Origin of the sequence: Paraburkholderia sp. MM5496-R1 (assembly GCF_050436205.1) — a bacterium.
GTDB classification, from domain to species: Bacteria; Pseudomonadota; Gammaproteobacteria; order Burkholderiales; family Burkholderiaceae; genus Paraburkholderia; species Paraburkholderia tuberum.
Genome location: NZ_JBNDLT010000001.1, coordinates 877,356 through 898,448, shown reverse-complemented (window position 1 = coordinate 898,448; position 21,093 = coordinate 877,356). Strand labels below are relative to the sequence as shown.

Below are 21,093 nucleotides of genomic sequence, written 5' to 3'. Positions count from 1 at the left end.
GTCAGTGGGTAGAAGAGCGTTCCAGGGCCGTGTCTTTGGTTTCCCGGGATATTGCGATCATCAGGAAGGAGATCAGGTTCAGCGAGCCGCAGACCGCTACGATGGCCCAAGGGGAACCGTTAAAGGCATTGAGCAGCGCCACGGCGACGATTGGCATCGGGCCGCCGGTGAGCAGGTTGGCTCCCGAGTACGACAGTGCGGATCCCGTGTAGCGCGCATCGGTCGGAAATGACTCGGCGAACCACACCGGCTGGATGCCACTCTGGAACTGTGTGAAGCCGAGGAAGGCGCCCATCACGGCCATCGTCATGGCGATCGAGTTCTGGTTCAGAATCGGAAAGTAGATCAGGCAGCAGATCAGCGTGCAGAACGAGCCGATCATCAGCGCACGTTTGCGTCCGATCCGATCGCTCAGATAACCGCCCGCCAGCGCTCCCGCGATGGCACAGACATTCGCAACCATCAGCAGCATGAAACCGGTCTGCTTTGGTACGCCGAGGTGTTTCGTCAGATAGCTGAGCGAGAAAACCACGATCAGATAAAACAGTGCGGCGGGGCCACAGAAGAACAGCGTCAGGCGAAGCGCGGTGCGCCAGTGATATTTGAAAACGGTGCCTAGCGGATTGGCAGCGCGTGTGGGCGAGCCACTCTTCCTGAGCGCCTCGAAGGCCGGTGTCTCGCTAACCTTCCTGCGGATGTAGATGCCCAGCAGCACCAGCACAAAACTTGCGAGGAACGGGACTCGCCATCCCCAGGAGTCGAAATCGTCCGATGAAAGCAACGCGGCCAGTGTAAAGAGCGAGAAGTTGGCGAGAATCTGGCTGAGTGGCGAGCAGATGCCAAGCAGGCCCGAATACCAACCGCGTCGGTTAGCAGACGCATGCTCGACCGCCATCAGTTGCGCGCCCGTCGACTCGCCGCCAAGCGCGAATCCCTGGATGATGCGCAGTGTCACCAGCAACGTCGGCGCGAAGATGCCAACCTGGTGGTAAGTGGGCAACAGCCCCATCAGGAACGATGAAGCTCCCATTACCGACACGGTGATAAGCATCAGTTTGCGGCGTCCCCAACGGTCCCCGAGCATCCCGCAGATCACGGCGCCTAGCGGGCGTGCGGCCAGCCCTGCCCAGAAACTAGCCAACGACGCGAGCAGCGAGGCGGTCGGGTCCAGCGATGGAAAAAACAGCTTTGGAAAGATCGTGGCCGCGACCACACCATACAGCGCGAAGTCGAACCATTCGAGCGCCGTTCCGACGGTTGCGCCTGCCACCGCCCGACGCGCCATCAAGTGAGCCTGCGCGGACTGTTGTTCCGCGGCAAGGGCTGAATCAGCAAAAAATGACATGTTGTCTCCTGAATTCCTCATATGTCGAACCGTTCGTTTCTGGCGACGAACAAGTGCTATTGTTTGCGCTCGGAAAGCGAGGCGTTCCGCACCGGAACTGCATTGCACATAATGAAAATCACGCGAAATGTCGCTCAAAAACGGCCTGAGAATTCTTGATTTCCTGGCGACGCAAGCCGAAGGCGCGGGTCTTCTGGCGATTGCCGACGCTTTGTCCCTGCCCCGCAGCACGTGCCACCGCGTGCTCGCCGAGCTCATCGAAGGCGGCTATGTCAGGCAACTGGTCGATCACAGCCGCTACATTCTGACGATGCGTATGACGTCGAACGGGCTGGAATTCCTGAGCCTGACGGGCATCGCGGATATCGCCCAGCCGATCATCGAACGCGTCGCTGCGCAGACAGGTGAACTGGCGCGGCTGTCGTTGGTGGACGGCGAAGCAATCATCTGGGTGGGGAAGGCGGACGGACAGCGCATCGGCTTTCGCTACGATCCTGACATGGGCCAGGCAGCACGACTTTCATGCACGTCGACCGGACACGCATGGCTGATGACAATGACTGACGAACAGGCGGCGGCACTGGTTTTGAAGCAGGGTTTTGGACAGCCCAATGAGTTTGGACCCAATGCGCCGACGACGCTCAAGGCGCTGCTGGGCTTCCTGCACGCTGCGCGCGTGCGTGGCTACGCGATGATCGACGAGGTGTTTGCCCCGCGCATGTCAGCGGTGGCGGTGCCCGTGGTGAGCGGCTCGCGTTGCGTCGGCGTCATCAGTTTGGCCGGTCCGCGGGTGCGGCTGACGACCGAGAAGATTCACGAGTACTCGATGCTGCTGCGCGAGGCGGCGAATGAACTGGCCCAGCTAAGCAATATGGCGGGATTCCCGAGTCGGCCGCCGCTCGGCAAGGGATGACGAGACACAAGTGCAAAGCCATCCGAGCGGCGAACTTCGTCCGCTTCGCGCCGAACTGCGGTCTCCGATACGTTGGCGCAGATGACCGAACGTCTTCCTGCCGGATGCGCAACTGACGGTCGGGCGCCATGCTGCCATCACACTCGGGCTTCGCCCCAAAACCCGCAAGTGGCCGGACTAGACGGTCGATCCTGTTGGATATGACCAGGCGAGATGGTGCTGAACGGAGGCTAGCTTGTTATTCCTTGTCATAACGGCGCACTGGAACGCGGCTATCGGCGCGAGCTACGATGAAGCACAACGACGGCGTGTAAATTACGCCTTTTTCACGTAGGCGTTACACCACCCTTTTGCGTAGACCAGCTTGCCCCCGTAGGTCGGACACGGCCCAATCGTGGAACCGGGTTTGCCTTGATACAGTTGGCAATTGGCGCAGGTCTGCCCTGTCTGGTACCGAGGGAATTTCGTCTTGTCGACCTTCGACGCGTCCATCTTGTATCCGAGGGCCAGTGCGGTCGGATCGTTTTCGGACAGCACAGGCGCGTCCGCGTTTGACTTTGTCGAGAGAACCGTCGTTGAGGCGACGGATGCGGCAAGTATCATGAAATGACGGCGAGAGAGCGACACGATCGAAACTCCTTTCGAGACACGATCAGACGGTGGCAAAGTGACGGTGAACCGGTCAATCGCAAACCGGCCTCGTCATAACATGAGCAATCAGCATACCTGTCGATTGTCGAACACCAGTTTCGCAGCCGGCCTGTTGGGTGAAATATCACATGCGATATATTGAAAGCCGAGGCATGACCGAGCCACAGAGGATCGATCGTGGAACTGGATGTGACGCAGAAGCTGATCGGTACGAGGAGCAGGATATGAAGATGACCTTGCGCGGCCCGCTATCGTTGTGAACCGGACCAAAGCGAAGCCCGGAGAACTCCAGAAGCGGCCCTGGGTCTCGCGCCGAGTTTTCGGCTGTGAGACCGCGCTCGCTTGAGTGCGCTGTGCCGCGTTACTCTCGTGTCATCCGTCTACCGGCGAACGCATGTCATTGCGGCTTGAGGTGCAGATCGTTGCTCACGGATTGCACCCCCGGCACGCCGTGGGTCACCGCAAGTGCTTCCAGAATCTGTGCCTCTGAATCCACGTATCCCGACAACTGCACGACGCCTCGATACGTTGCCACGCTCATCGGTAACGATCGTAGCGCGGGGTCCGCGACAAGCGCCTGCTTCACCCGGCGGGCGAGCGTAGCGTCGTCGGTGGCGATTGCCCCCGGCGCGGTCGCGGACGGCGTCGCCGTCGCCGTCGACTTACAGCCGTTGGTGAACACGAACGCGGGCAACGCGAACATCGCGACGATCAGCAACCGGCCTTTGATGTATGGCGCGTTTCGCATGTCGGTTATGACATCCAAATCCGTTCATTCGTACATTCAAACGTCGACACAAAAACATCGCTGCCGTGGCGCTCGCGGCAAAGTATGCACGGACGGCATGGGCCATGCTGATACGAAACCAGGCCTTTCAGGCTAGCCATGTACCTGCACGATCCAGCGTGACGGAATGACAGATTCAGCGATTAGCAGCGAAACAGCATTCACTTACCATCACAAGCTGTGTCATACGTTGGGCGGTACGTTTAACCTGCCGTATACGGCACACTACACCCACAGCGCCGCGCCCGATGCGCTTGCGCGCGTCGCACGCGCGCTCGGCGGCAAGCGCGCGGCCGACGCGGGTCCGCTGCTGTTCGAACTGAACCGCGCGCTCGGCATTCCGATGGCGCTCGCGCAGATCGGCATGCCCGAGTAGGGACTCGACGAAGCGGCCGATCTCGCGTGCAAGAATCCGTATGCGAACCCGCGTCCCGTGGCGCGCGACGCGATCCGCGCGCTGCTGCAACGTGCGTGGCAGGGCGCCGAACTCGCCTGAGCATTGGCCAACGCAGCGCCGCCAGAACAATCGATGGAGGAAGACATGTCGACAGACAGCAAAGGGGCCGAGCAGGCCCTGACCGAGCAGGTGGTAGCAAGCTTCGCGGGCACGCCCGACGAACGGCTGCGCACGCTGATGCAAAGCCTCGTGCGGCACATGCATGCGTTCGTGCGTGAAGTCGAGCCGACCGAGGCCGAATGGATGGCGGCCATTCGCTTTCTGACCGACACCGGCAAGATGTGCGATGACCTCGTGCGTCAGGAATTCATCCTGTTGTCGGATACGCTCGGCGTATCGATGCTCGTCGACGCGATCAATCACCGTCTCGCGACGGGCGCGACCGACACCACCGTATTCGGTCCGTTCTATATTCGCGGCATGCCCGAGCGCGCGTACGGCGAGAACATCGCGTTCACGCCGGGCACGCCCGCACTCGTGCATGGGCGCGTGCTGTCGACGGACGGAGAGCCGCTTGCCAACGCGGTGCTCGACGTCTGGCAGACCGCCGATAACGGCATGTACTCGGGGCAGGACACCGAGCAGCCGCACGGCAATCTGCGTGGACGTTTTCGCACCGACGCCGAAGGCCGCTACGCGATTTCGACGATCGTGCCGGTCAGTTATCCGATTCCGACCGACGGCCCGGTCGGCCGCATGCTCGAAGCGACTGGACGGCATCCGTGGCGACCCGCGCATCTGCACTTCATGATAGATGCGCCGGGGCATCGGACACTGGTCACGCATGTGTTCGATCGCGAGGATCCGTATCTGGATTCGGACGCGGTGTTCGGCGTGAAGCCCTCGCTGATGGTCGACTATCGCGAGTGCTCCGCGGATCACGAACTCGCGCGCCGCTTCGGTTTCGATGGACCGTTCCGCGAAGCGCGCTACGACTTCATCCTCGATCGGAGTTGATGACGATGGCACGTTTTTTCGCGGTATTCGCGACCGACAAGCCCGGCATGCGCGAAGTGCGCGAACGGGTGCGTCCGGTGCATCGGACGTGGTTGCGCGGCAATCCGCATCGTGGCGTGTTCGTGCGCCTCGGCGGTCCGACGCTCGCGCCGCAATGCGATGCGATGAACGGCGTGTTGCGGGTCGTCGAAGCGGAGCGTATCGACGATGTGATGGAGTTCGTCAGCAACGATCCGTATATGCAGGCGGGGCTATTCGATTGCGTCGAGATCCGTCCGTGGGACTGGAGCCTCGGCAATCCGGAACGGAGAGTCTGAGCGATGAACGAAACACCGCTGTGCCCGCTTGCCGACGTGCCCGACGGCGGCGCGCGGGTCGTCGATGCCACGGCCGCCGGCGTGCCCGTCGTGGTCGTGCGGCGTGGCGAGCAGGTGTGGGCTTACGCGAACCGTTGCGCACATTTCGGTGCCGCTCGATTTCGAGCCCGGCGATGTGCTGTGCTATCGCGCGCAGGTGTTGATGTGCGCGCATCACAGCGCGCTGTTGTCAGGCGTGATCCTCGTGCTGCCGGAGGCCGAGAGCGAACACACGGTGTATCTGTGAACCGCGCCGCTACTTCAACCGCCCCGCCAAAAACTGCTGCAACCGCTCACTGCGCGGATTCGTCAGCACCTGATGCGGATGGCCTTGCTCCTCGATCTTGCCCTTGTGCAGGAATACGACATGATTCGACACGTTGCGCGCAAAGCCCATTTCGTGCGTGACGACGATCATCGTGCGGCCTTCTTCGGCGAGCGCCTGCATCACACGCAGCACTTCGCCGACGAGTTCGGGATCGAGCGCCGAAGTCGGTTCGTCGAACAGCATCACTTCCGGCTCCATCGCAAGCGCGCGAGCAATCGCGACGCGCTGCTGCTGACCACCGGACAGATGGGACGGATATTTTTTCTCCGTGCTGGCCGGCAAACCGAGCTTGGTCAGATACTTCCGAGCGCGTTCCTCGGCTTGCGCGCGGCTCAATCCCAGCACGCTGATCGGCGCCTCGATGATGTTCTCGAGCGCCGTCATATGCGCCCACAGATTGAAATGCTGGAACACCATCGACAGACGCGTGCGCATCGTTTGCAACTGCTTCGGATGGGTCACGCGTAGCGAGCCGTTGCGATCCCTGCTCGTGTTGATTTCCTCTCCGTTCAGCGTGATGCGCCCGGCGCACGGCGATTCGAGAAAGTTGATGCACCGCAGGAAGGTGCTTTTCCCGGAGCCGCTCGACCCGATGAGGCTAATCACGTCGCCCGCCTTCGCCTTCAGCGAGACGCCCTTCAATACCTCGTTGTCGCCGAACTTCTTGTGCAGATCGTCGACCGTCAGCTTGTACATGCTCGTATGCTCCATCATGACGCGAATGCGTCCGGGTTTAATGCGCTTGCGGTTTCAGATAAGCCAGCAATCGGATTTCCATCTTGCGGAAGCCCCAGATCAGCGCGAACACGATCGCCGCATACAGGATCGCCGCGATGCCGTACGCCTGGAACGTCGCGTAGGTCGCGGAGTTGACGTCGCGCGCCACTTTCAGAATGTCGGGGACGGTCGCCGTGAACGCGAGTGTCGTCGCGTGCAGCATCAGGATCACCTCGTTGCTGTACGAGGGCAGTGCCCGGCGCAGCGCCGAAGGCAGGATGATGCGTGTGTACAGCTTGAACTTCGACATGCCGTAAGCCTGGGCCGCCTCGATTTCACCGTGCGAGGTCTCCCGGATCGAACCCGCGAAGATCTCGGTGGCATACGCGCATTCGTTCAGCGCGAACGCGAGCAGCGTGCAGTTCATCGCATTGCGAAAGAAGCTGTCGAGCATCTGGTGCGAATGGACGAAATGCAGACTGTAGAGGCCCGTGTAGATCAACAGCAACTGAACGTATAAAGGCGTGCCCCGGAAGATGTAGGTGTAAAGCCAGACGGGTCCGGAGATGTAGCGGTTGCGCGACGCGCGCGCGATCGCGAGCGGCACGGCCAACACGAAACCCAGCACGATCGACGCAACCAGCAACCACAGCGTGATGACGAGGCCGGTGTAGTTGAAGCCGTCCGTGAACAGGTAGTTCTGCCAGTATTGACGAGTCAGTTCGATCACAGCGTGGCCCTCCGTACGCCGATCGAGTAGCGCTTCTCGAGGCGGTTCAATAGCAGATTCGAAATGGTGGTGATGGCGAGGTAGATGGCCCCGGTCGCCAGCGTGAAGAAGAAGAACGACTGCGTGCTCTTGCCGGCGTCCTGCGATGCCTTGACCACGTCCGCGAGACCGATGATCGACACGAGCGCGGTGGCCTTCACGAGCACCTGCCAGTTGTTGCCGATGCCGGGCAGCGCGAAGCGCATCATCTGCGGGAACAGGATGCGCGTGAACACGCGCCGCGCGCTCATGCCGTACGCGAAGCCCGCTTCGATCTGCCCGCGCGGCACGGAGAGAAACGCGCCGCGGAAGGTTTCGGTGAAGTACGCGCCGTAAATGAAGCCCAGCGTGATCACACCGGCGAGAAACGGATCGATGTCGATCTGCTCCATGCTGAACATGTCGGTCAGATCATTGAGCCAGATCTGGATGCTGTAGAACAGCAACAGCATCAGCACGAGATCGGGCACGGCGCGGATCAGCGTCGTGTACATCGTGCCGATGCGCGAGATCGCACGGTTGGTCGACAGCTTCGCGGCGGCGCCGAGAAGTCCCAGCGCAAACGACGCCGCGAGCGACAGCACCGCGAGCTTGATGGTTACCCACGTGCCCGCGAGGAGCAGCGGACCGAAGCCTTGAAACAGCATGGGAGCGTCCTTGTTGAAGCAGCGAGCCGCGCGCATGCGCGCGGAGCCTGGCGATCGGGTGGAGCGGGCTTGTGGGGGTGGACTCAACTGCCGTACACGTCGAAGTTGAAGTACTTCTGCTCGATCTTCTTGTAGGTGCCGTCCTTGATCATGTCGGCGATCGCCTTGTCGACCTTCGTCTTCAGATCGGCGTCTTCCTTGCGCATGCCGATGCCCGCGCCGTTGCCGAGGATCTTCGGATCGTCGATGGTCTTGCCGACGAAGTCGAAGCCCGCGCCGCGCGGCGTCTTCAGGAAACCCTGGTCAGCCTGCACGGCGTCCTGCAGCGCTGCGTCCAGACGGCCCGACTGCAGGTCGGTATAGACCGCGTCCTGGTTCTGATACGGCACGACCTTCACGCCCTTCGCCTCCCAATAGGTCTTCGCGTAGGTTTCCTGGATGGTGCCCTGTTCGACGCCCACCGTCTTGCCCTTCAGCGAGTCGGCGGTCGGCAGGATGCCCGAACCCTGCTTCGCGACGAGACGTGTCGGCGTGTTGAACAGCTTCGACGAGAAGGCGATCTGTTCGGCGCGTTGCGGCGTCATCGACATCGACGACAGCACGCCGTCGAACTTCTTTGCCTTCAGTGCCGGAATCATGCTGTCGAAGTCCTGCTCGACCCACACGCACTTCGCGTTCAAACGGCGGCAGATTTCGGTGCCGAGGTCGACGTCGAAGCCGACTAGCTTGCCATCGGTCGCTTTCGATTCGAACGGCGCGTAGCTCGCATCCACGCCGAAGCGAACCGTGGACCAATCTTTGGCGAAGGCGCCGGTGGCAGCGAGCGCGAGGGCGAGGGACAAGGCGAGTTTCTTCATAAAGTCTCCGGGAGGGAATGCTGCGAGGTGCGATGTTGTATAGACAATTATCCTGTACGAGCGATGAGCGGCAATCAGGGTTAGTGCTTACGGGCACCCGGGAAGGAGACAGGGAGTAGGCGTGAAATCCTTTGTGGACAAGCTCGGAAGGCTAATTGAAGGGCTGCGGGCGCAGCCGGAATTTTCGCGTATACCCGCGGTCTATACCGTGGCGGATATCTTGTCCATACAACTTCGTTGCGGCGAAGCCGGCGTAGGCGTCGGGCCGCGAACCGCACAATCCGCTCTACGAATGCGAAGGCGGCAGATAGGTCATGTGCTCTTCGTCGTACAGCGCGTAGATCAGTTCGAGCATGCGCTTGATGTCGGCGGATTCGTCGAGCATGCGCATGCTCATGATGATCGGCGACACGAGGTTCTGATCGTCGAGGTCCTTGTAGGCGACGTCGCCGCGCTGCAAGCCGTACACGCTCGCCGGCACGATCGAGATGCCTTCGCCCGCGCCGACGAGGCCGAGCGCGATCTGCAATTCGCGCGTCTCGTAGAGCCGCTGCGGCTTCAGACCGCGATCGTGAAACGCGGCGAGCACCTGGTCCGCGTAACTGGGCCGTGGCGCCTTCGGGAAAATGATCAGCGTTTCGCCGGTCAGGTCGTGCAGCGACAGCACCGGCTTCGCGGCGATCAGCGGATGGCCGAGCGGCAGCGCGACGATCATCCGTTCTTCGCGCAGCACGACGCGCCGGATGCTCGGGTCTTCGTGACGGATGCGGCCGAAGCCGACGTCGATGCGGCCTTCCTTGAGCGCCTTGATCTGATCCATCGTCGACATCTCGTGCAGGCTCAGCTCGACGGTGCTGTTCTCGGTACGAAAGCGCCGGATGATTTTCGGCAGCATGCCGTACAGCGTCGAGCCGACGAAGCCCACCGACAAACTGCGCTCGATCTTGCCGACGCGCCGCGTCATCGCCTCGATTTCCGTCGTTTGCGCGAGCAGTTGCACGGCGTGCGAATAGAAGAAGCGGCCAGCCTCGGTCAGCTTCAGCGGCCGCGAGTTGCGCTCGAACAACTGCACGCCGAGGATGTCTTCGAGCTGCTGGATCTGCCGGCTCAGCGGCGGCTGCGCAATATGCAGACGTTTGGCGGCCTTGGTGACATTGCATTCCTCGGCGACGGCCACGAAGTAGCGCAGATGGCGCAGTTCCATAGAAATACCTTTTAAGTATCGTCGCGATACCAAATCAGTGTTGGACGATGCAAATGGCGTGGAACTATCCTTCAGTTACCGTAGACGCCCCACAAAATTATACCTCCCGAGCATCGATAACTCGGCCCGGTCTGAAGCGTCGGTCGGCCCCTGGAGACGGCGCAGGCAAATCCTCGCGCATGGGATCCAAGACCTAGAAAGAGTTCAGGAGCAGCAATGAGACATGCTGATATCGCAACCCCGATGCAAGGGTTGTCCACCGATTCCACCGATTCCCTCAGGCACCAGGTCCCGCCTCCCGTGCCGAAGGTCGAGCGCTTGCGCGCCACGGCCTGACGCCATACGGAGGCGCACCGCCTCCGCTCCCCCACGTGAAAGACCCACCGGCCACCGGCCTCCCGGCAGGCAGGCCGCTCCCTATACGCGTGCGTCGCACGCATACCAACAGTCCGAACCAGGAGACAGGCATGATTCCGATCTACCCGGATCACACTCCACAACTGAAGAACATCGACGACTTTCTCGTCGAAGACAGCGAGCGCGGCGATTACCGCCTGCATCGCAGCGCGTTCACCGACGAGCGTCTGTTCGAGCTCGAAATGCAGCACATTTTCGAGGGCAACTGGATTTACCTGGCCCACGAAAGCCAGATTCCGAACAACAACGATTACTTCACGACCTACATGGGCCGTCAGCCGGTCGTGATCGCACGCAATCGTCAGGGCGAGCTGAACGCGTTCATCAACTCGTGCACGCATCGCGGCGCGATGCTGTGCCGCCACAAGCGTGGCAACAAGGCGACCTATACGTGCCCGTTCCACGGCTGGACCTTCAACAACAGCGGCAAGCTGCTGAAGGTCAAGGACCCCGCGGATGCCGGCTATCCCGACTGCTTCAACAAGGAAGGCTCGCACGACCTGAAGAAGCTCGCGCGCTTCGGCAACTATCGCGGCTTCCTGTTCGGCAGCTTGAGCGATGACGTGCCGCCGCTCGAAACGTTCCTCGGCGAAGCCGCGCGCATCATCGACATGATCGTCGACCAGTCGGAAGACGGTCTCGAAGTGCTGCGCGGCTCGTCGACCTATACGTACGAAGGCAACTGGAAGCTGACCGCCGAAAACGGCGCGGACGGTTATCACGTGTCGGCCGTGCACTGGAACTATGCGGCAACGACCAATCATCGCAAGGAAGAGAACGCGCGCGAAGACAAGATCCGCGCGATGGATGCCGGCAGCTGGGGCCGTCAGGGCGGCGGCTTCTACGCGTTCGAGCACGGTCACATGCTGCTGTGGACGCGCTGGGCGAATCCCGAAGACCGTCCGAATTTCAGCCGCCGCGAGGAATTCGCCGCGCGCTGCGGCGCCGAGCGCGCGGACTGGATGATCCAGAACTCGCGCAACCTGTGCCTCTACCCGAACGTGTATCTGATGGACCAGTTCGGCTCGCAGATTCGCGTGCTGCGGCCGCTGTCGGTCAACAAGACCGAGGTGACGATCTACTGCATCGCGCCGAAGGGCGAGTCCGACGAAGCGCGCTCGCGCCGCATCCGTCAATACGAGGACTTTTTCAACGTCAGCGGCATGGCCACCCCCGACGACCTCGAGGAATTCCGCGCCTGCCAGTTGGGCTATGCGGGCCGCGCGGTCGAATGGAACGACATGTGCCGCGGTTCGAAGCACTGGATCGACGGCGCGGACGAAGCCGCGCAAAAGATCGGCCTCAACCCGGTGATGAGCGGTGTGAAGACCGAGGACGAGGGCCTCTACACGGTGCAGCACCGCTACTGGATCGACACGATGAAAAAGGCACTGAATGCGCCGGGGAGCCGTGCATGAGCAACATCGCCATCACCGATATTCAGGCTTTCCTGTTTCGCGAAAGCCGCCTGCTCGACGACGAGCAATGGGACGAGTGGCTCGCCTGCTATCACCCGGACGCGTCGTTCTGGATGCCGTCGTGGGATGACGAGGACAAGCTCGTCACCGATCCGCAGCGCGAGATCTCGCTAATCTACTACCCGAACCGCCAGGGCCTCGAAGACCGCGTGTTCCGCATCAAGACCGAGCGTTCGAGCGCGACGATGCCCGACACGCGCACGAGCCACAACGTGGCCAACGTCGAAGTGGAGAGCGCGGACAACGGCGTGTACACGGTGCGCTTCAACTGGCACACGCTGAGCCATCGCTACAGGACGAACTACAGCTACTTCGGCATGTCGCGCTACGTGATCGACTTCAACGGCGCGCAGCCGCAAATCCTGAGCAAGTACGTCGTGCTGAAGAACGACTACATCAATCAGGTCATCGACATCTACCACATCTAGCCGGTGCGGTTGCAGGAGACAGGTCATGGAACACACTATTGCACTTCAGTTCGAAGACGGCGTCACGCGCTTCATCAGTTGCCGTGAGAACGAAACGCTGTCGGATGCCGCTTACCGGCAGAAGATCAACATTCCGCTCGATTGCCGTGAAGGCGCGTGCGGCACCTGTCGGGGGCTGTGCGAATCGGGTGCCTACGACATGCCCGAGTCGAGCTACGTCGAAGATGCGTTGACCTCCGAGGAAGCGAGCCAGGGCTATATCCTCGCGTGCCAGACGCGGCCGCGCTCGGATCTGGTGATTCGCGTGCAGGCGTCGTCGGCGGCGTGCAAGACCGGGGTGTCGCGTTTCGAAGGCACGCTCGCGGCGGTCGAACGGCTGTCGGATTCGACGATCCATTTCTCGATCGATATCGATGGCGCGAGCGCGCCGAGCTTTCTCGCGGGTCAATACGTGAACGTCGAGATTCCGGGCGCGAGCGGCGAGAGCCGGTCGTACTCGTTCAGCTCGGCGCCGGGCGCGACGCGCGCGGCGTTCGTCGTGCGCAACGTGCCGGACGGCAAGATGAGCGGCTTTCTGAGCAACGATGCGCAGCCTGGTCAGCAGATCGGCTTCACGGGTCCGTATGGCAGCTTCTACCTGCGCGATCCGCAGCGTCCGGTGCTGTTCCTCGCGGGCGGCACCGGCATCGCACCGTTTCTGTCGATGCTCGACGTGCTGAAGGCGAGCGGCAACCTGCAGCCGGTGCGCCTCGTGTACGGCGTGACCAACGACATCGATCTGATCGCGCTCGAACAGATCGAAGAGGCGCAGCGCTCGCTGCCGAATTTCAGCTATCGCACCTGTGTCGTCGATTCCGCGAGCAGCCACGAGCGCAAGGGCTACGTGAGCGCGCATGTGGATAGCGAATGGCTGAACGACGGCGACGTCGACGTCTACCTGTGCGGCCCGGTCGCGATGGTCGAAGCGGTGCAGGGCTGGCTGCGCGACAGCAGCGTCGAGCCCGCGAACTTCTACTACGAAAAATTCTCGGCGAGCAACGTGGCATGACTTCGACCTTTACCGATCGCTTCAAGGGCAAGGTGCTCGTCGTGACCGGCGCGGGCCAGGGCATCGGCCGTGGCGTCGCGTTGCGCGCGGCGCGCGAGGGCGCGGCTTTGGTGCTGATCGACCGTTCGCCGATCGTGCACGAGGTGGCCGAAGAGATCGCACGCACAGGCGGCGATGCGCGCGCGTTCATCGCCGACCTCGAAACCTATGCGGGCGCGGCCGCGATGACGGCCTTCGCGATCGAGGCGTTCGGCCGCATCGATGCGCTCGTCAACAACGTCGGCGGCACGATCTGGGCGAAGCCGTACGAGGAATATGAAGCAGAGCAGATCGAGGCCGAGGTGCGGCGTTCGCTGTTCCCGACGCTATGGTGCTGCCACGCGGTGTTGCCCGCGATGCTGAAGCGCGCGAGCGGCGCGATCGTCAATGTTTCGTCGATTGCGACGCGCAGTATCTATCGCGTGCCGTATGCGGCGTCGAAGGGCGGCGTCAACGCGCTGACCGCGAGCCTCGCGTTCGAGCATGCCGAACACGGCATCCGCATCAACGCGGTCGCCACCGGCGGCACCGAAGCGCCGCCGCGCCGCGTGCCGCGCAATACGGCACCGCAAAGCGAGCAGGAAGCGACGTGGTATCAGGGCATCGTCGATCAAACGATCGCGTCGAGCCTGATGCATCGCTACGGCACGATCGACGAACAGGTCGGCGCGATCCTGTTCCTCGCTTCCGATGACGCGTCGTATATCACCGGCACCGTGCTGCCGGTCGGCGGCGGCGATCAGGGCTAGCGGGCAGCCCTGACCCACATCGACGATGAATCCAACCCCTAGCCAGGCGCCGACCACGCGCGCCGTTGCGGCCGACTGGTCCCTGTCCGCCGTCGTGGCCGGCTTTCTGGCCGTGCTGATTTCGTACGCGGGCCCGCTCGTGATCTTCTTCCAGGCGGCGCAAGCCGCCCACATGCCCAACGAGATGGTCGCGTCGTGGGTATGGGGCATCTCGATCGGCGCGGCCGTCTCCGGCATCTTCGGGAGCTGGAAGCTGAAAGTGCCGGTCGTGACCGCGTGGTCGGCGCCCGGCACCGCGCTGCTGGTCGGACTGTTTCCCGCGTTGACGCTGCATCAGGCGGTGGGCGCGTATCTGAGCGCCGCCGTGATCATTCTGCTGATCGGTATCTCGGGCTATTTCGACCGCATGGTGCGCAGCATTCCGAAGGGCATCGCCTGCGGGATGATGGCCGGCATTCTGCTGCAGTTCGGCACGCATGCGTTCAAGGCGGCGGCGTCGATGCCCGCATTGGCGTTCGGCATGATCGGCGCGTACATCGTGTTCAGGCGCCTGCTGCCGCGCTATTGCATCGTGCTGGTGCTGTTGACGGGCACGGTGCTCGCCATCGCGCTCGGCGCCGCGCACCTGGGCGCGCTGCCGCTGCAAGTCACGCGGCCGATCTTCATCGAACCCGAATGGACGCTGAGTTCGACGCTGAGTCTTGCCTTGCCGCTCGTGGTCGTCAGTCTGACCGGGCAGTTTCTGCCGGGGATCTCGATTCTGCGCGTGTCCGGCTATCACACGCCGGCCCGGCCGATCATCACCGCGACGAGCATCGCGTCGATCGGCGTGGCGTTTTTCGGTGGCATCACGATCGTGATCGCCGCGATCACGGCGGCGTTGTGCACGGGCAAGGATGCGCACGACGACCCGGACAAGCGCTATATCGCGGGCATGGCGAACGGCGTGTTCTATCTGATCGGCGGCACGTTCGCCGGCGCGATCGTCGCGCTGTTCACGATGCTGCCGAAGGAGTTCGTCGCGATTCTGGCGGGCCTCGCGTTGATCGGTGCGATCACGTCGAACGTGATGGGCGCGATCGAGGACGAAGACCATCGCGAGGCCTCCGTCATCACGTTTCTCGCGACCGCATCCGGTATGACGTTCCTCGGGCTCGGCTCCGCGTTCTGGGGCATCGTGATCGGCTCGTTCGCGTACCTCGTGCTGAACAAGGTGCGGCGCGAGACGCCTGCAAACCGATGACCAACCGATCGACTCAAGGCCGCGCCCCGAGCGCCTGATAGAGCGCGGCGGTATCGGCATAACGCTGCGCGGCGGCTTTGGTGCGATCGAGTCCGGTCTGCAATTCCTGGCGCTGCGTATCGAGCAGTGTCAATTGACTGATGCCGCCCGCCGCATACCGCTGGCTGGCGATCCCTGCGCTGTGTTGTGCGCTGCGCTGCGCGGCGTCGAGTGCCTGCAATGCAATCGCGTCCTGATCGAGCGCGCGCAGCGCGTCGGCGACCTGTTGCAGTCCCTGCAGCACGGTTTGCTTGTAGACGGCGAGCGCCGCTTGCCAGGCCGCCTCCGACGAACGCTTGCGCGCCAGCAGTTCACCACCGTGGAACAGCGGCTGCGTGAGACCCGCACCGAAATTCCACACGTTGAAGCCCGTCAGCAGATCGGACACGTTGACGCGTTCGGTCGCCGCGCTGCCCGACAGCGTGATGCGCGGATACAGGTTCGCGGTCGCGACGCCGATGTTCGCGCTCGCCTGATGCAGCAGCGCCTCGGACGCGCGAATGTCGGGCCGCTGCCGCGCGAGCGTCGACGGCAAGGTCAGCGGCAGATCGGCCGGCAGCACTAGCGTGTCGAGGTCGAGCGCGGCGAGGTCGTGGGTGGTGGCCAATTCCGCCGGCGCGCGTCCCAGATAGATCGCGAGTTGATGATCGGTCTGCGCAAGCTGCGTGCGCAATGGCGGTAACGTCGCGCGGGTTTGCTGCACGAGCGTGCGCTGGCTCAGCAGATCGACCTCGGAGATGCCGCCCGCGCCATAGCGGCGTTCGGCGATATCGAGTTGCTGCATCTGGTTGGCGAGCAGCGCTTCGGTGAGGGCGATCTGCCGCGCGAGCGACGCGCGCCGGATCGCCGCCGTCACGACGTTGCCCGCGACCGTCAAACGCGCGGCTTCGAGTTCGTATTGCTGATAGTCGACCTGCGCGGCCACCGCTTCGAGCGCGCGGCGATTCGCGCCGAACAGATCGAGCGTGTACGACACCGTGACCTGTGCGCTGTACAGCGTGAACGGCGCAAACGCGCGGCCCTGCGTCAGCTGACCGAAGCCGAGCGCCTCGGGATCGATTTTCTCTCGCGTGGTCGACAGGTTCGCATCGACTTGCGGCCATAGCGTGCCGCCCGCCTGCGCGCGATAGTCCTGCTGCGCTTCGTCGAGTTTCGCGCGGGCTTGCGCGAGGGTCGGGCTATCGTCGAGCGCCTGTTGCACGAGCGCGTCCAGCGCCGGCGAGCCGAAAGCGCGCCACCAGCCGTCGCCGGGCACCTCGGTCGGCACGAAGTGTTGCGCGGCGCCGCCGGGACCATCGGCTGCGACGGTGCTCGCCGCAAGCGGCGCGGCGGTATAGCTCGACACGCTGGTCACGTCGGGTCGATGGAAATCCGGGCCGACGCTGCACGCGCACAATGCCGCGCTTGCGCAGAAGCCGGCCAGCCGGCGCATGGCGCAACGCTGGGACCAACAAGCCGCGCGATGAAAAACCGCGTCACGAAAGCCAGGAGCGGAACACATTGCAGGCCTTCCTCAATCGAGCGTGCGCCGATAGAACTTCACGGCGATACCCATGACGACGAACAGAAAGATCAGCAGCGGCCATACGTGCGGCCACATGTCGGCCCAACCGACGCCCTTGAGCAGAATGCCGCGCACCAGCCGGTTGAAGTAGGTGAGCGGCAACAGGTTGCCGATGTACTGCGCCCACTTCGGCATGCCCGCGAACGGAAACATGAAACCCGACAGCAGGATGTTGGGCAGAAAATAGAACATCGTCAGTTGCATGGCCTGCAACTGGTTCTGCGCGAGCGACGACAGCGTAATGCCGATCGTCAGATTGGCCGCAACGAACAATAGAGCGGACAGATACAGCGCGATCAGACTGCCTTCGAACGGCACGTTGAACACGAAGCGCGCCGCCGCGAGAATGATGCTGACCTGCACCAGGCCGATCGCCACGTAAGGCACGATCTTGCCGGTCATCACTTCGAGCGGCAGTACCGGCGTGGCGAGCAGATTTTCCATCGTGCCGCGCTCGCGTTCACGGGTGATCGCGAGGCCCGTCATCATCACCATCGTCATCGTCAGGATCACCCCCATCAGGCCGGGCACCACGTTGTACTGGGTCAGGCTTTCGGGGTTGTAGAGCCGGTGCAATTGAACGTCGAAAGCGGCCGGGCCGACCGCGAGCATCGACAGCGGACCCGTGAGGTCCTTCTGCAACACCGACTGCGCGATCGACGGCAGCGCGCCGAGCGCGGTGCCCACCGCGGTGGGGTCCGTCGCGTCGGCTTCGACGAGCAGCGATGGCCGCGCGCCCTTGGCCAGATCGCGCGTGAAACCGACGGGGATATTCAGCACGAACAGCACCTTGCCCTGCGCGAGCGCGCGACGACCGGATTCTTCGTCGGGCAGCGTCGATACGATGTCGAAGTAATCGGAGTTGCGCATCGCCATCAGGAAACTGCGCGTGAACTCGCTGTGATCGGCGGCGATGACGGCGGTCGGCAGATGCTTGGGGTCGGTATTGATCGCGAAGCCGAACAGCGCCATCTGCATGATCGGCAGCACGATCATCATCGCAAACGTGATGCGGTCGCGCTTCAGTTGCAAAAACTCCTTGCGCACGACGCTCCACCAACGCATCAGCGAAAAGCGTGGAAGTCGGCGCGCGGAATTCACGGTGCTTTGCCCGAAGGGGTGGCGTAATTGTCGGTCGAGCGGTTCATCATGAAGATGAACACGTCCTCGAGGCCGGTTTCCTGTGGTTCGATCCGCAACGCTGGGTCCGAATGAGCCAGCCGGTCGATCGTGGCGTGGAGCTCGGGCGTGTCGGGACCGCTCACGTGCAGCGACGAACCGAACGCCACCGTCTGCTCGACGCCGGGCGAGCGGCGTAGCCGGTCGCCGAGCTCGACGAGATTCTGGCCGTACACGGCCCACGTCACGAGCCCTTGCGAATCGATGACCTGTTTCGAGGTGCCCTGCGCGAGCAGCTTGCCGTAGGCGATATAGGCGAGCTTGTGGCAGCGTTCCGCTTCGTCCATATAGTGCGTGCTGACGAGCACCGAGATGCCGCGCGCCGCGAGGCGATGCAACTCTTCCCAGAAGTCGCGGCGCGCGCTCGGGTCAACACCTGCGGTCGGTTCGTCGAGCAGCAGCAGTTCCGGCTCATGGAGCATGCACGCGGCCAGCGCGAGACGCTGCTTCCATCCGCCCGACAGTGCGCCGGCCAACTGCTTCGCACGGCTTTGAAGGCCAAGCTGTTCGAGCGCGCGATCGACCGCCTCGCGGCGGTTCTTCATCTCGTAGATGCGCGCAACGAAGTCGAGGTTTTCGCGGATCGTCAGATCTTCCCAATAGGAGAAGCGCTGCGTCATATAACCGGTGCGCCGCTTGATCTGCGCGCTGTCCCGCACGATGTCGTAGCCGAGACACGTGCCGCTGCCGGAGTCGGGCGTCAGCAGTCCGCACATCATGCGGATGCAGGTGGTCTTGCCGCTGCCGTTGGGGCCGAGAAAGCCGAAAATCTCACCGCGCTGCACGCGCAACGTGACATCGTTGACCACGTGCTTGGTGCCGAAATGCTTGTTCAGCCCCTGCACGTCGATCGCGTACACGGGGTCGCTGGCATTGCCGGGGGGCGCGAGCGCACTCATTGCAGCGTGACCGTGACGGGCTGGCCGGGCCGCAGCTTCGGCGCATCGGCGGTCTGGGGTCGGGCTTCGACCATGAACACGAGCTTCGCGCGGCTTTCGTTGCTGAAGATCACCGGCGGCGTGTACTCCGCCTGGTCCGAAATGAAGCTGAGCACGGCCGGCACATCGGCCGCGCAACCGTCGCAATGAATCGATACGCGACGGCCCGGCGCGAGCGAACCGACCACTCCCTGGGGCACGAAAAAGCGCACCTTGACGTTCTCCGGCGGCAGCATGCGCACGACGGGGCTGCCGGCCGGCACCCATTCGCCGCTGCGATACATCGTGTCGAACACGAGGCCGGCGTGCGGCGCGTGCACGCTTTTCTGATCGAGCTTCCATTGGGCCTGGCCGAGCTGGGCCTGCGCCGCGTCGACCTGCGCCTGCTGCGCGCGGATCTGTTCGATCCGCCCAGGCAGACGCGCGACGGCCAGCTGGCTTTGCAACTCACGCACGTGCGCGGCGCTCGACAACGCGCTCGCGCGCGAGTCGTCGAGCTGGCTTTGCGCGATGCCGCCCGCGCCGAATTGCTGTTGGTCGCGGCGGAACTGCGTCGCGGCGCGCGTCGCATCGGCTTCGGCCTGCACGAGTTGCGCGCGCGTCACATCGACTTCCGGCGGACGCTTGCCGGTTCCAAGGTCGGCAAGCTGGGCGCGGGCCGAGCGCAGTTGCTCGCCCGCCTGCGCGACGGCGTCGGTTTCGTTCTGCGCTTCGAGCGCGAAGAGCGGCGTGTTCTGCGCGACGGTCTGCCCGCGCGAGACCGCGAGCTCGGTCAACTGTCCCGCCTGCGAAGACGCGAGGTACAGGAACTCGCCTTCCACATAGCCTTGCCACGTGTTCGCCGGTGGTCGCGAACAGCTTGCGCACGCGATGCACAGCGCGAGCAACGCGGCACGTCGGGATGAGCTGGCGAACCCGATCATGACGGCTTGCCCTTCGCGCGGCGTGCGGTGGACGTCGCCCCGGTTGCGGCCTTGGCGTTGGTCTCGACCGCCGTGGTTGCGCTCATGCCCTGCGCGAGCAGCGCGACGACATGGCGTTCGAGCGTCGCGCGATCGAACGAGGTACGCGGATTCAGGCGCTGCCAGATCCTCGCGGTTGCCTGCGGCAGCATCACCAGAGCGAGCACCGAGTTGAACAGCAGCAACGGTTCGAGCTGGGCGTTCAACTGACCCGACGCGCGGCCGCGCGCGATGTTCTGACCGAACGCGGCGAGCTTTTGCACGGGGATGCGCGCAAACGCGCGCTCGCGCAGCAAACCGCCTTCGTTGACGATCTCGCGCAGCCAGAGCGAAGGCAGCCACGGCATGGTTTCGGTGACATCGAACATGCGCTTGACGATGCCTTGCGTCAGCGCGAGCGGTTCGTCGTGTTCGGGATCGACCGGGTCCCAGATCGCGCCGAACGCGGCGACGAGCCTTTCCTCGAACAACGCGTCGAGCAGCTTTTCGCGCGTCTGGAACCAGTAGTGCACCATCGCGGACGTCACGCCGCTCGCCGCCGCGATCTGCGCAAGCGTCGTGTTGGCGATACCGCGCTCGGCGAACAGCGCCACCGCGACATCGAGCAGATGTTCGCGTGCGTCGAAGTCCTGCGGATGAGGACGGCGACCCATTCGGGAACGGGCGGCTTGCGGCATGGACACCAGACTAATTGATGAGTTAGTTAGTTTTAACTCATTGATACTAGGTTATTTTCCGGTATGGCGAAGGAGGGGAAACCCCTGGCGGCGGGCGGCCTTTGTTCTCTCGTTGATCCGCGTCAGGAAACGCGCGACATCACTGCCTGGGTAGCTTCGCTTTCGCCGTTCCGCCCGACGTTAAGCTGACAATGGACGGCAGCCGGCATCCCCGCGCGAAGCGCACTTTCGCCGGAAATTTCTATACTTTCTCTAGCGCACACCCGGCACGATCCAGCCCGTACGACCCAAACGAATTCACATCAACGAAACGAAAGAATCGAAGCGAACCCGCGGCGCGGCCC

At 63.1% G+C, this 21,093-nt stretch carries 21 protein-coding genes and 2 pseudogenes; 10 read left to right on the top strand and 13 right to left on the bottom strand.

What is annotated here, in order from left to right:
• Position 1: 1 nt before the first annotated feature.
• Entirely contained in the window at positions 2 to 1,345 is a 1,344-nt protein-coding gene (locus tag OKW38_RS04535; RefSeq protein ID WP_429360190.1) for an MFS transporter, read from the bottom strand.
• Positions 1,346 to 1,472: 127 nt separating this feature from the next.
• Between OKW38_RS04535 and OKW38_RS04530 the strand changes: the two genes are divergently transcribed.
• On the top strand, positions 1,473 to 2,258 hold the full coding sequence (locus OKW38_RS04530) for an IclR family transcriptional regulator (RefSeq protein ID WP_018422624.1): 786 nt from the start codon (positions 1,473 to 1,475) through the stop codon (positions 2,256 to 2,258).
• 315 nt (positions 2,259 to 2,573) lie between these two features.
• Here the strand turns inward: OKW38_RS04530 and OKW38_RS04525 are convergent, their stop codons facing one another.
• Together OKW38_RS04525 and OKW38_RS04520 are read right to left on the bottom strand one after the other, a co-directional pair.
• The gene (locus tag OKW38_RS04525; protein WP_429360689.1) at positions 2,574 to 2,861 is read right to left on the bottom strand and encodes a high-potential iron-sulfur protein; all 288 of its coding nucleotides are present in this window, start codon (positions 2,859 to 2,861) and stop codon (positions 2,574 to 2,576) included.
• A gap of 445 nt (positions 2,862 to 3,306) precedes the next feature.
• A complete protein-coding gene (locus OKW38_RS04520; RefSeq protein WP_429360188.1) occupies positions 3,307 to 3,657 on the bottom strand; it encodes a BON domain-containing protein in 351 nt (116 codons plus the stop codon).
• Between the two features lie 208 nt (positions 3,658 to 3,865).
• On the opposite strand from OKW38_RS04520, the pseudogene OKW38_RS04515 reads away from it, so the two are divergent.
• The 4 genes and pseudogenes from OKW38_RS04515 to OKW38_RS04500 all read left to right on the top strand — a co-directional run.
• Positions 3,866 to 4,192, top strand: a pseudogene (locus tag OKW38_RS04515) (maleylacetate reductase); the annotation flags it as partial.
• A gap of 45 nt (positions 4,193 to 4,237) precedes the next feature.
• On the top strand, positions 4,238 to 5,110 hold the full coding sequence (locus OKW38_RS04510; protein ID WP_429360186.1) for an intradiol ring-cleavage dioxygenase: 873 nt from the start codon (positions 4,238 to 4,240) through the stop codon (positions 5,108 to 5,110).
• Between the two features lie 5 nt (positions 5,111 to 5,115).
• Positions 5,116 to 5,427, top strand: coding sequence for a YciI family protein (locus OKW38_RS04505; protein WP_429360184.1), 312 nt, complete (start codon positions 5,116 to 5,118; stop codon positions 5,425 to 5,427).
• Between the two features lie 3 nt (positions 5,428 to 5,430).
• Positions 5,431 to 5,653 (top strand): annotated as a pseudogene (locus OKW38_RS04500) (Rieske (2Fe-2S) protein); the annotation flags it as partial.
• A gap of 69 nt (positions 5,654 to 5,722) precedes the next feature.
• On the opposite strand, the gene OKW38_RS04495 reads toward OKW38_RS04500, so the two are convergent.
• From OKW38_RS04495 to OKW38_RS04475, 5 genes are all read right to left on the bottom strand, one after another.
• Positions 5,723 to 6,490 (bottom strand): ABC transporter ATP-binding protein, encoded by a 768-nt coding sequence (locus OKW38_RS04495; RefSeq protein ID WP_429360182.1) that lies wholly within the window; start codon positions 6,488 to 6,490, stop codon positions 5,723 to 5,725.
• A gap of 37 nt (positions 6,491 to 6,527) precedes the next feature.
• The gene (locus tag OKW38_RS04490) at positions 6,528 to 7,241 is read right to left on the bottom strand and encodes an ABC transporter permease (protein ID WP_090810803.1); all 714 of its coding nucleotides are present in this window, start codon (positions 7,239 to 7,241) and stop codon (positions 6,528 to 6,530) included.
• Positions 7,238 to 7,927, bottom strand: coding sequence for an ABC transporter permease (locus OKW38_RS04485; RefSeq protein WP_429360180.1), 690 nt, complete (start codon positions 7,925 to 7,927; stop codon positions 7,238 to 7,240). Before OKW38_RS04485 ends, OKW38_RS04490 begins: the two co-directional genes overlap by 4 nt.
• An 83-nt stretch (positions 7,928 to 8,010) precedes the next feature.
• The gene (locus OKW38_RS04480) at positions 8,011 to 8,784 is read right to left on the bottom strand and encodes an ABC transporter substrate-binding protein (protein ID WP_184069458.1); all 774 of its coding nucleotides are present in this window, start codon (positions 8,782 to 8,784) and stop codon (positions 8,011 to 8,013) included.
• Between the two features lie 286 nt (positions 8,785 to 9,070).
• Positions 9,071 to 9,988, bottom strand: a complete 918-nt coding sequence (locus tag OKW38_RS04475) for a LysR family transcriptional regulator (RefSeq protein ID WP_090810809.1) — start codon at positions 9,986 to 9,988, stop codon at positions 9,071 to 9,073.
• A 467-nt stretch (positions 9,989 to 10,455) separates the two neighbouring features.
• On the opposite strand from OKW38_RS04475, the gene benA reads away from it, so the two are divergent.
• The 5 genes from benA to OKW38_RS04450 are packed head-to-tail and all read left to right on the top strand — an operon-like array spanning position 10,456 to position 15,390.
• Positions 10,456 to 11,823 (top strand): benzoate 1,2-dioxygenase large subunit, encoded by a 1,368-nt coding sequence (gene benA / locus OKW38_RS04470; RefSeq protein WP_187626927.1) that lies wholly within the window; start codon positions 10,456 to 10,458, stop codon positions 11,821 to 11,823.
• On the top strand, positions 11,820 to 12,311 hold the full coding sequence (gene benB / locus OKW38_RS04465) for a benzoate 1,2-dioxygenase small subunit (RefSeq protein ID WP_184061809.1): 492 nt from the start codon (positions 11,820 to 11,822) through the stop codon (positions 12,309 to 12,311). The genes benA and benB overlap by 4 nt, the downstream gene beginning before the upstream one ends.
• A gap of 25 nt (positions 12,312 to 12,336) precedes the next feature.
• Positions 12,337 to 13,359, top strand: a complete 1,023-nt coding sequence (benC, locus tag OKW38_RS04460; RefSeq protein ID WP_429360178.1) for a benzoate 1,2-dioxygenase electron transfer component BenC — start codon at positions 12,337 to 12,339, stop codon at positions 13,357 to 13,359.
• Positions 13,356 to 14,147 carry a 1,6-dihydroxycyclohexa-2,4-diene-1-carboxylate dehydrogenase gene (locus OKW38_RS04455; protein ID WP_429360176.1) on the top strand — a complete coding sequence of 264 codons (792 nt, stop codon included), beginning with the start codon at positions 13,356 to 13,358 and terminating at the stop codon, positions 14,145 to 14,147. The genes benC and OKW38_RS04455 overlap by 4 nt, the downstream gene beginning before the upstream one ends.
• Positions 14,148 to 14,172: 25 nt before the next feature.
• Complete coding sequence (locus OKW38_RS04450) at positions 14,173 to 15,390, top strand: benzoate/H(+) symporter BenE family transporter (RefSeq protein WP_429360174.1); 1,218 nt, start codon at positions 14,173 to 14,175, stop codon at positions 15,388 to 15,390.
• A 13-nt stretch (positions 15,391 to 15,403) separates the two neighbouring features.
• Here the strand turns inward: OKW38_RS04450 and OKW38_RS04445 are convergent, their stop codons facing one another.
• The 5 genes from OKW38_RS04445 to OKW38_RS04425 form a co-directional block, all read right to left on the bottom strand.
• Positions 15,404 to 16,861 carry an efflux transporter outer membrane subunit gene (locus OKW38_RS04445; protein ID WP_429360172.1) on the bottom strand — a complete coding sequence of 486 codons (1,458 nt, stop codon included), beginning with the start codon at positions 16,859 to 16,861 and terminating at the stop codon, positions 15,404 to 15,406.
• An 81-nt stretch (positions 16,862 to 16,942) separates the two neighbouring features.
• Entirely contained in the window at positions 16,943 to 18,058 is a 1,116-nt protein-coding gene (locus OKW38_RS04440) for an ABC transporter permease (protein WP_429360171.1), read from the bottom strand.
• A 32-nt stretch (positions 18,059 to 18,090) separates the two neighbouring features.
• Positions 18,091 to 19,071 (bottom strand): ABC transporter ATP-binding protein, encoded by a 981-nt coding sequence (locus OKW38_RS04435; RefSeq protein WP_429360170.1) that lies wholly within the window; start codon positions 19,069 to 19,071, stop codon positions 18,091 to 18,093.
• Positions 19,068 to 20,033, bottom strand: a complete 966-nt coding sequence (locus tag OKW38_RS04430; RefSeq protein ID WP_429360169.1) for an HlyD family secretion protein — start codon at positions 20,031 to 20,033, stop codon at positions 19,068 to 19,070. The genes OKW38_RS04435 and OKW38_RS04430 overlap by 4 nt, the downstream gene beginning before the upstream one ends.
• The gene (locus tag OKW38_RS04425; RefSeq protein ID WP_429360167.1) at positions 20,030 to 20,725 is read right to left on the bottom strand and encodes a TetR/AcrR family transcriptional regulator; all 696 of its coding nucleotides are present in this window, start codon (positions 20,723 to 20,725) and stop codon (positions 20,030 to 20,032) included. Before OKW38_RS04425 ends, OKW38_RS04430 begins: the two co-directional genes overlap by 4 nt.
• Between the last annotated feature and the right edge of the window lie 368 nt (positions 20,726 to 21,093).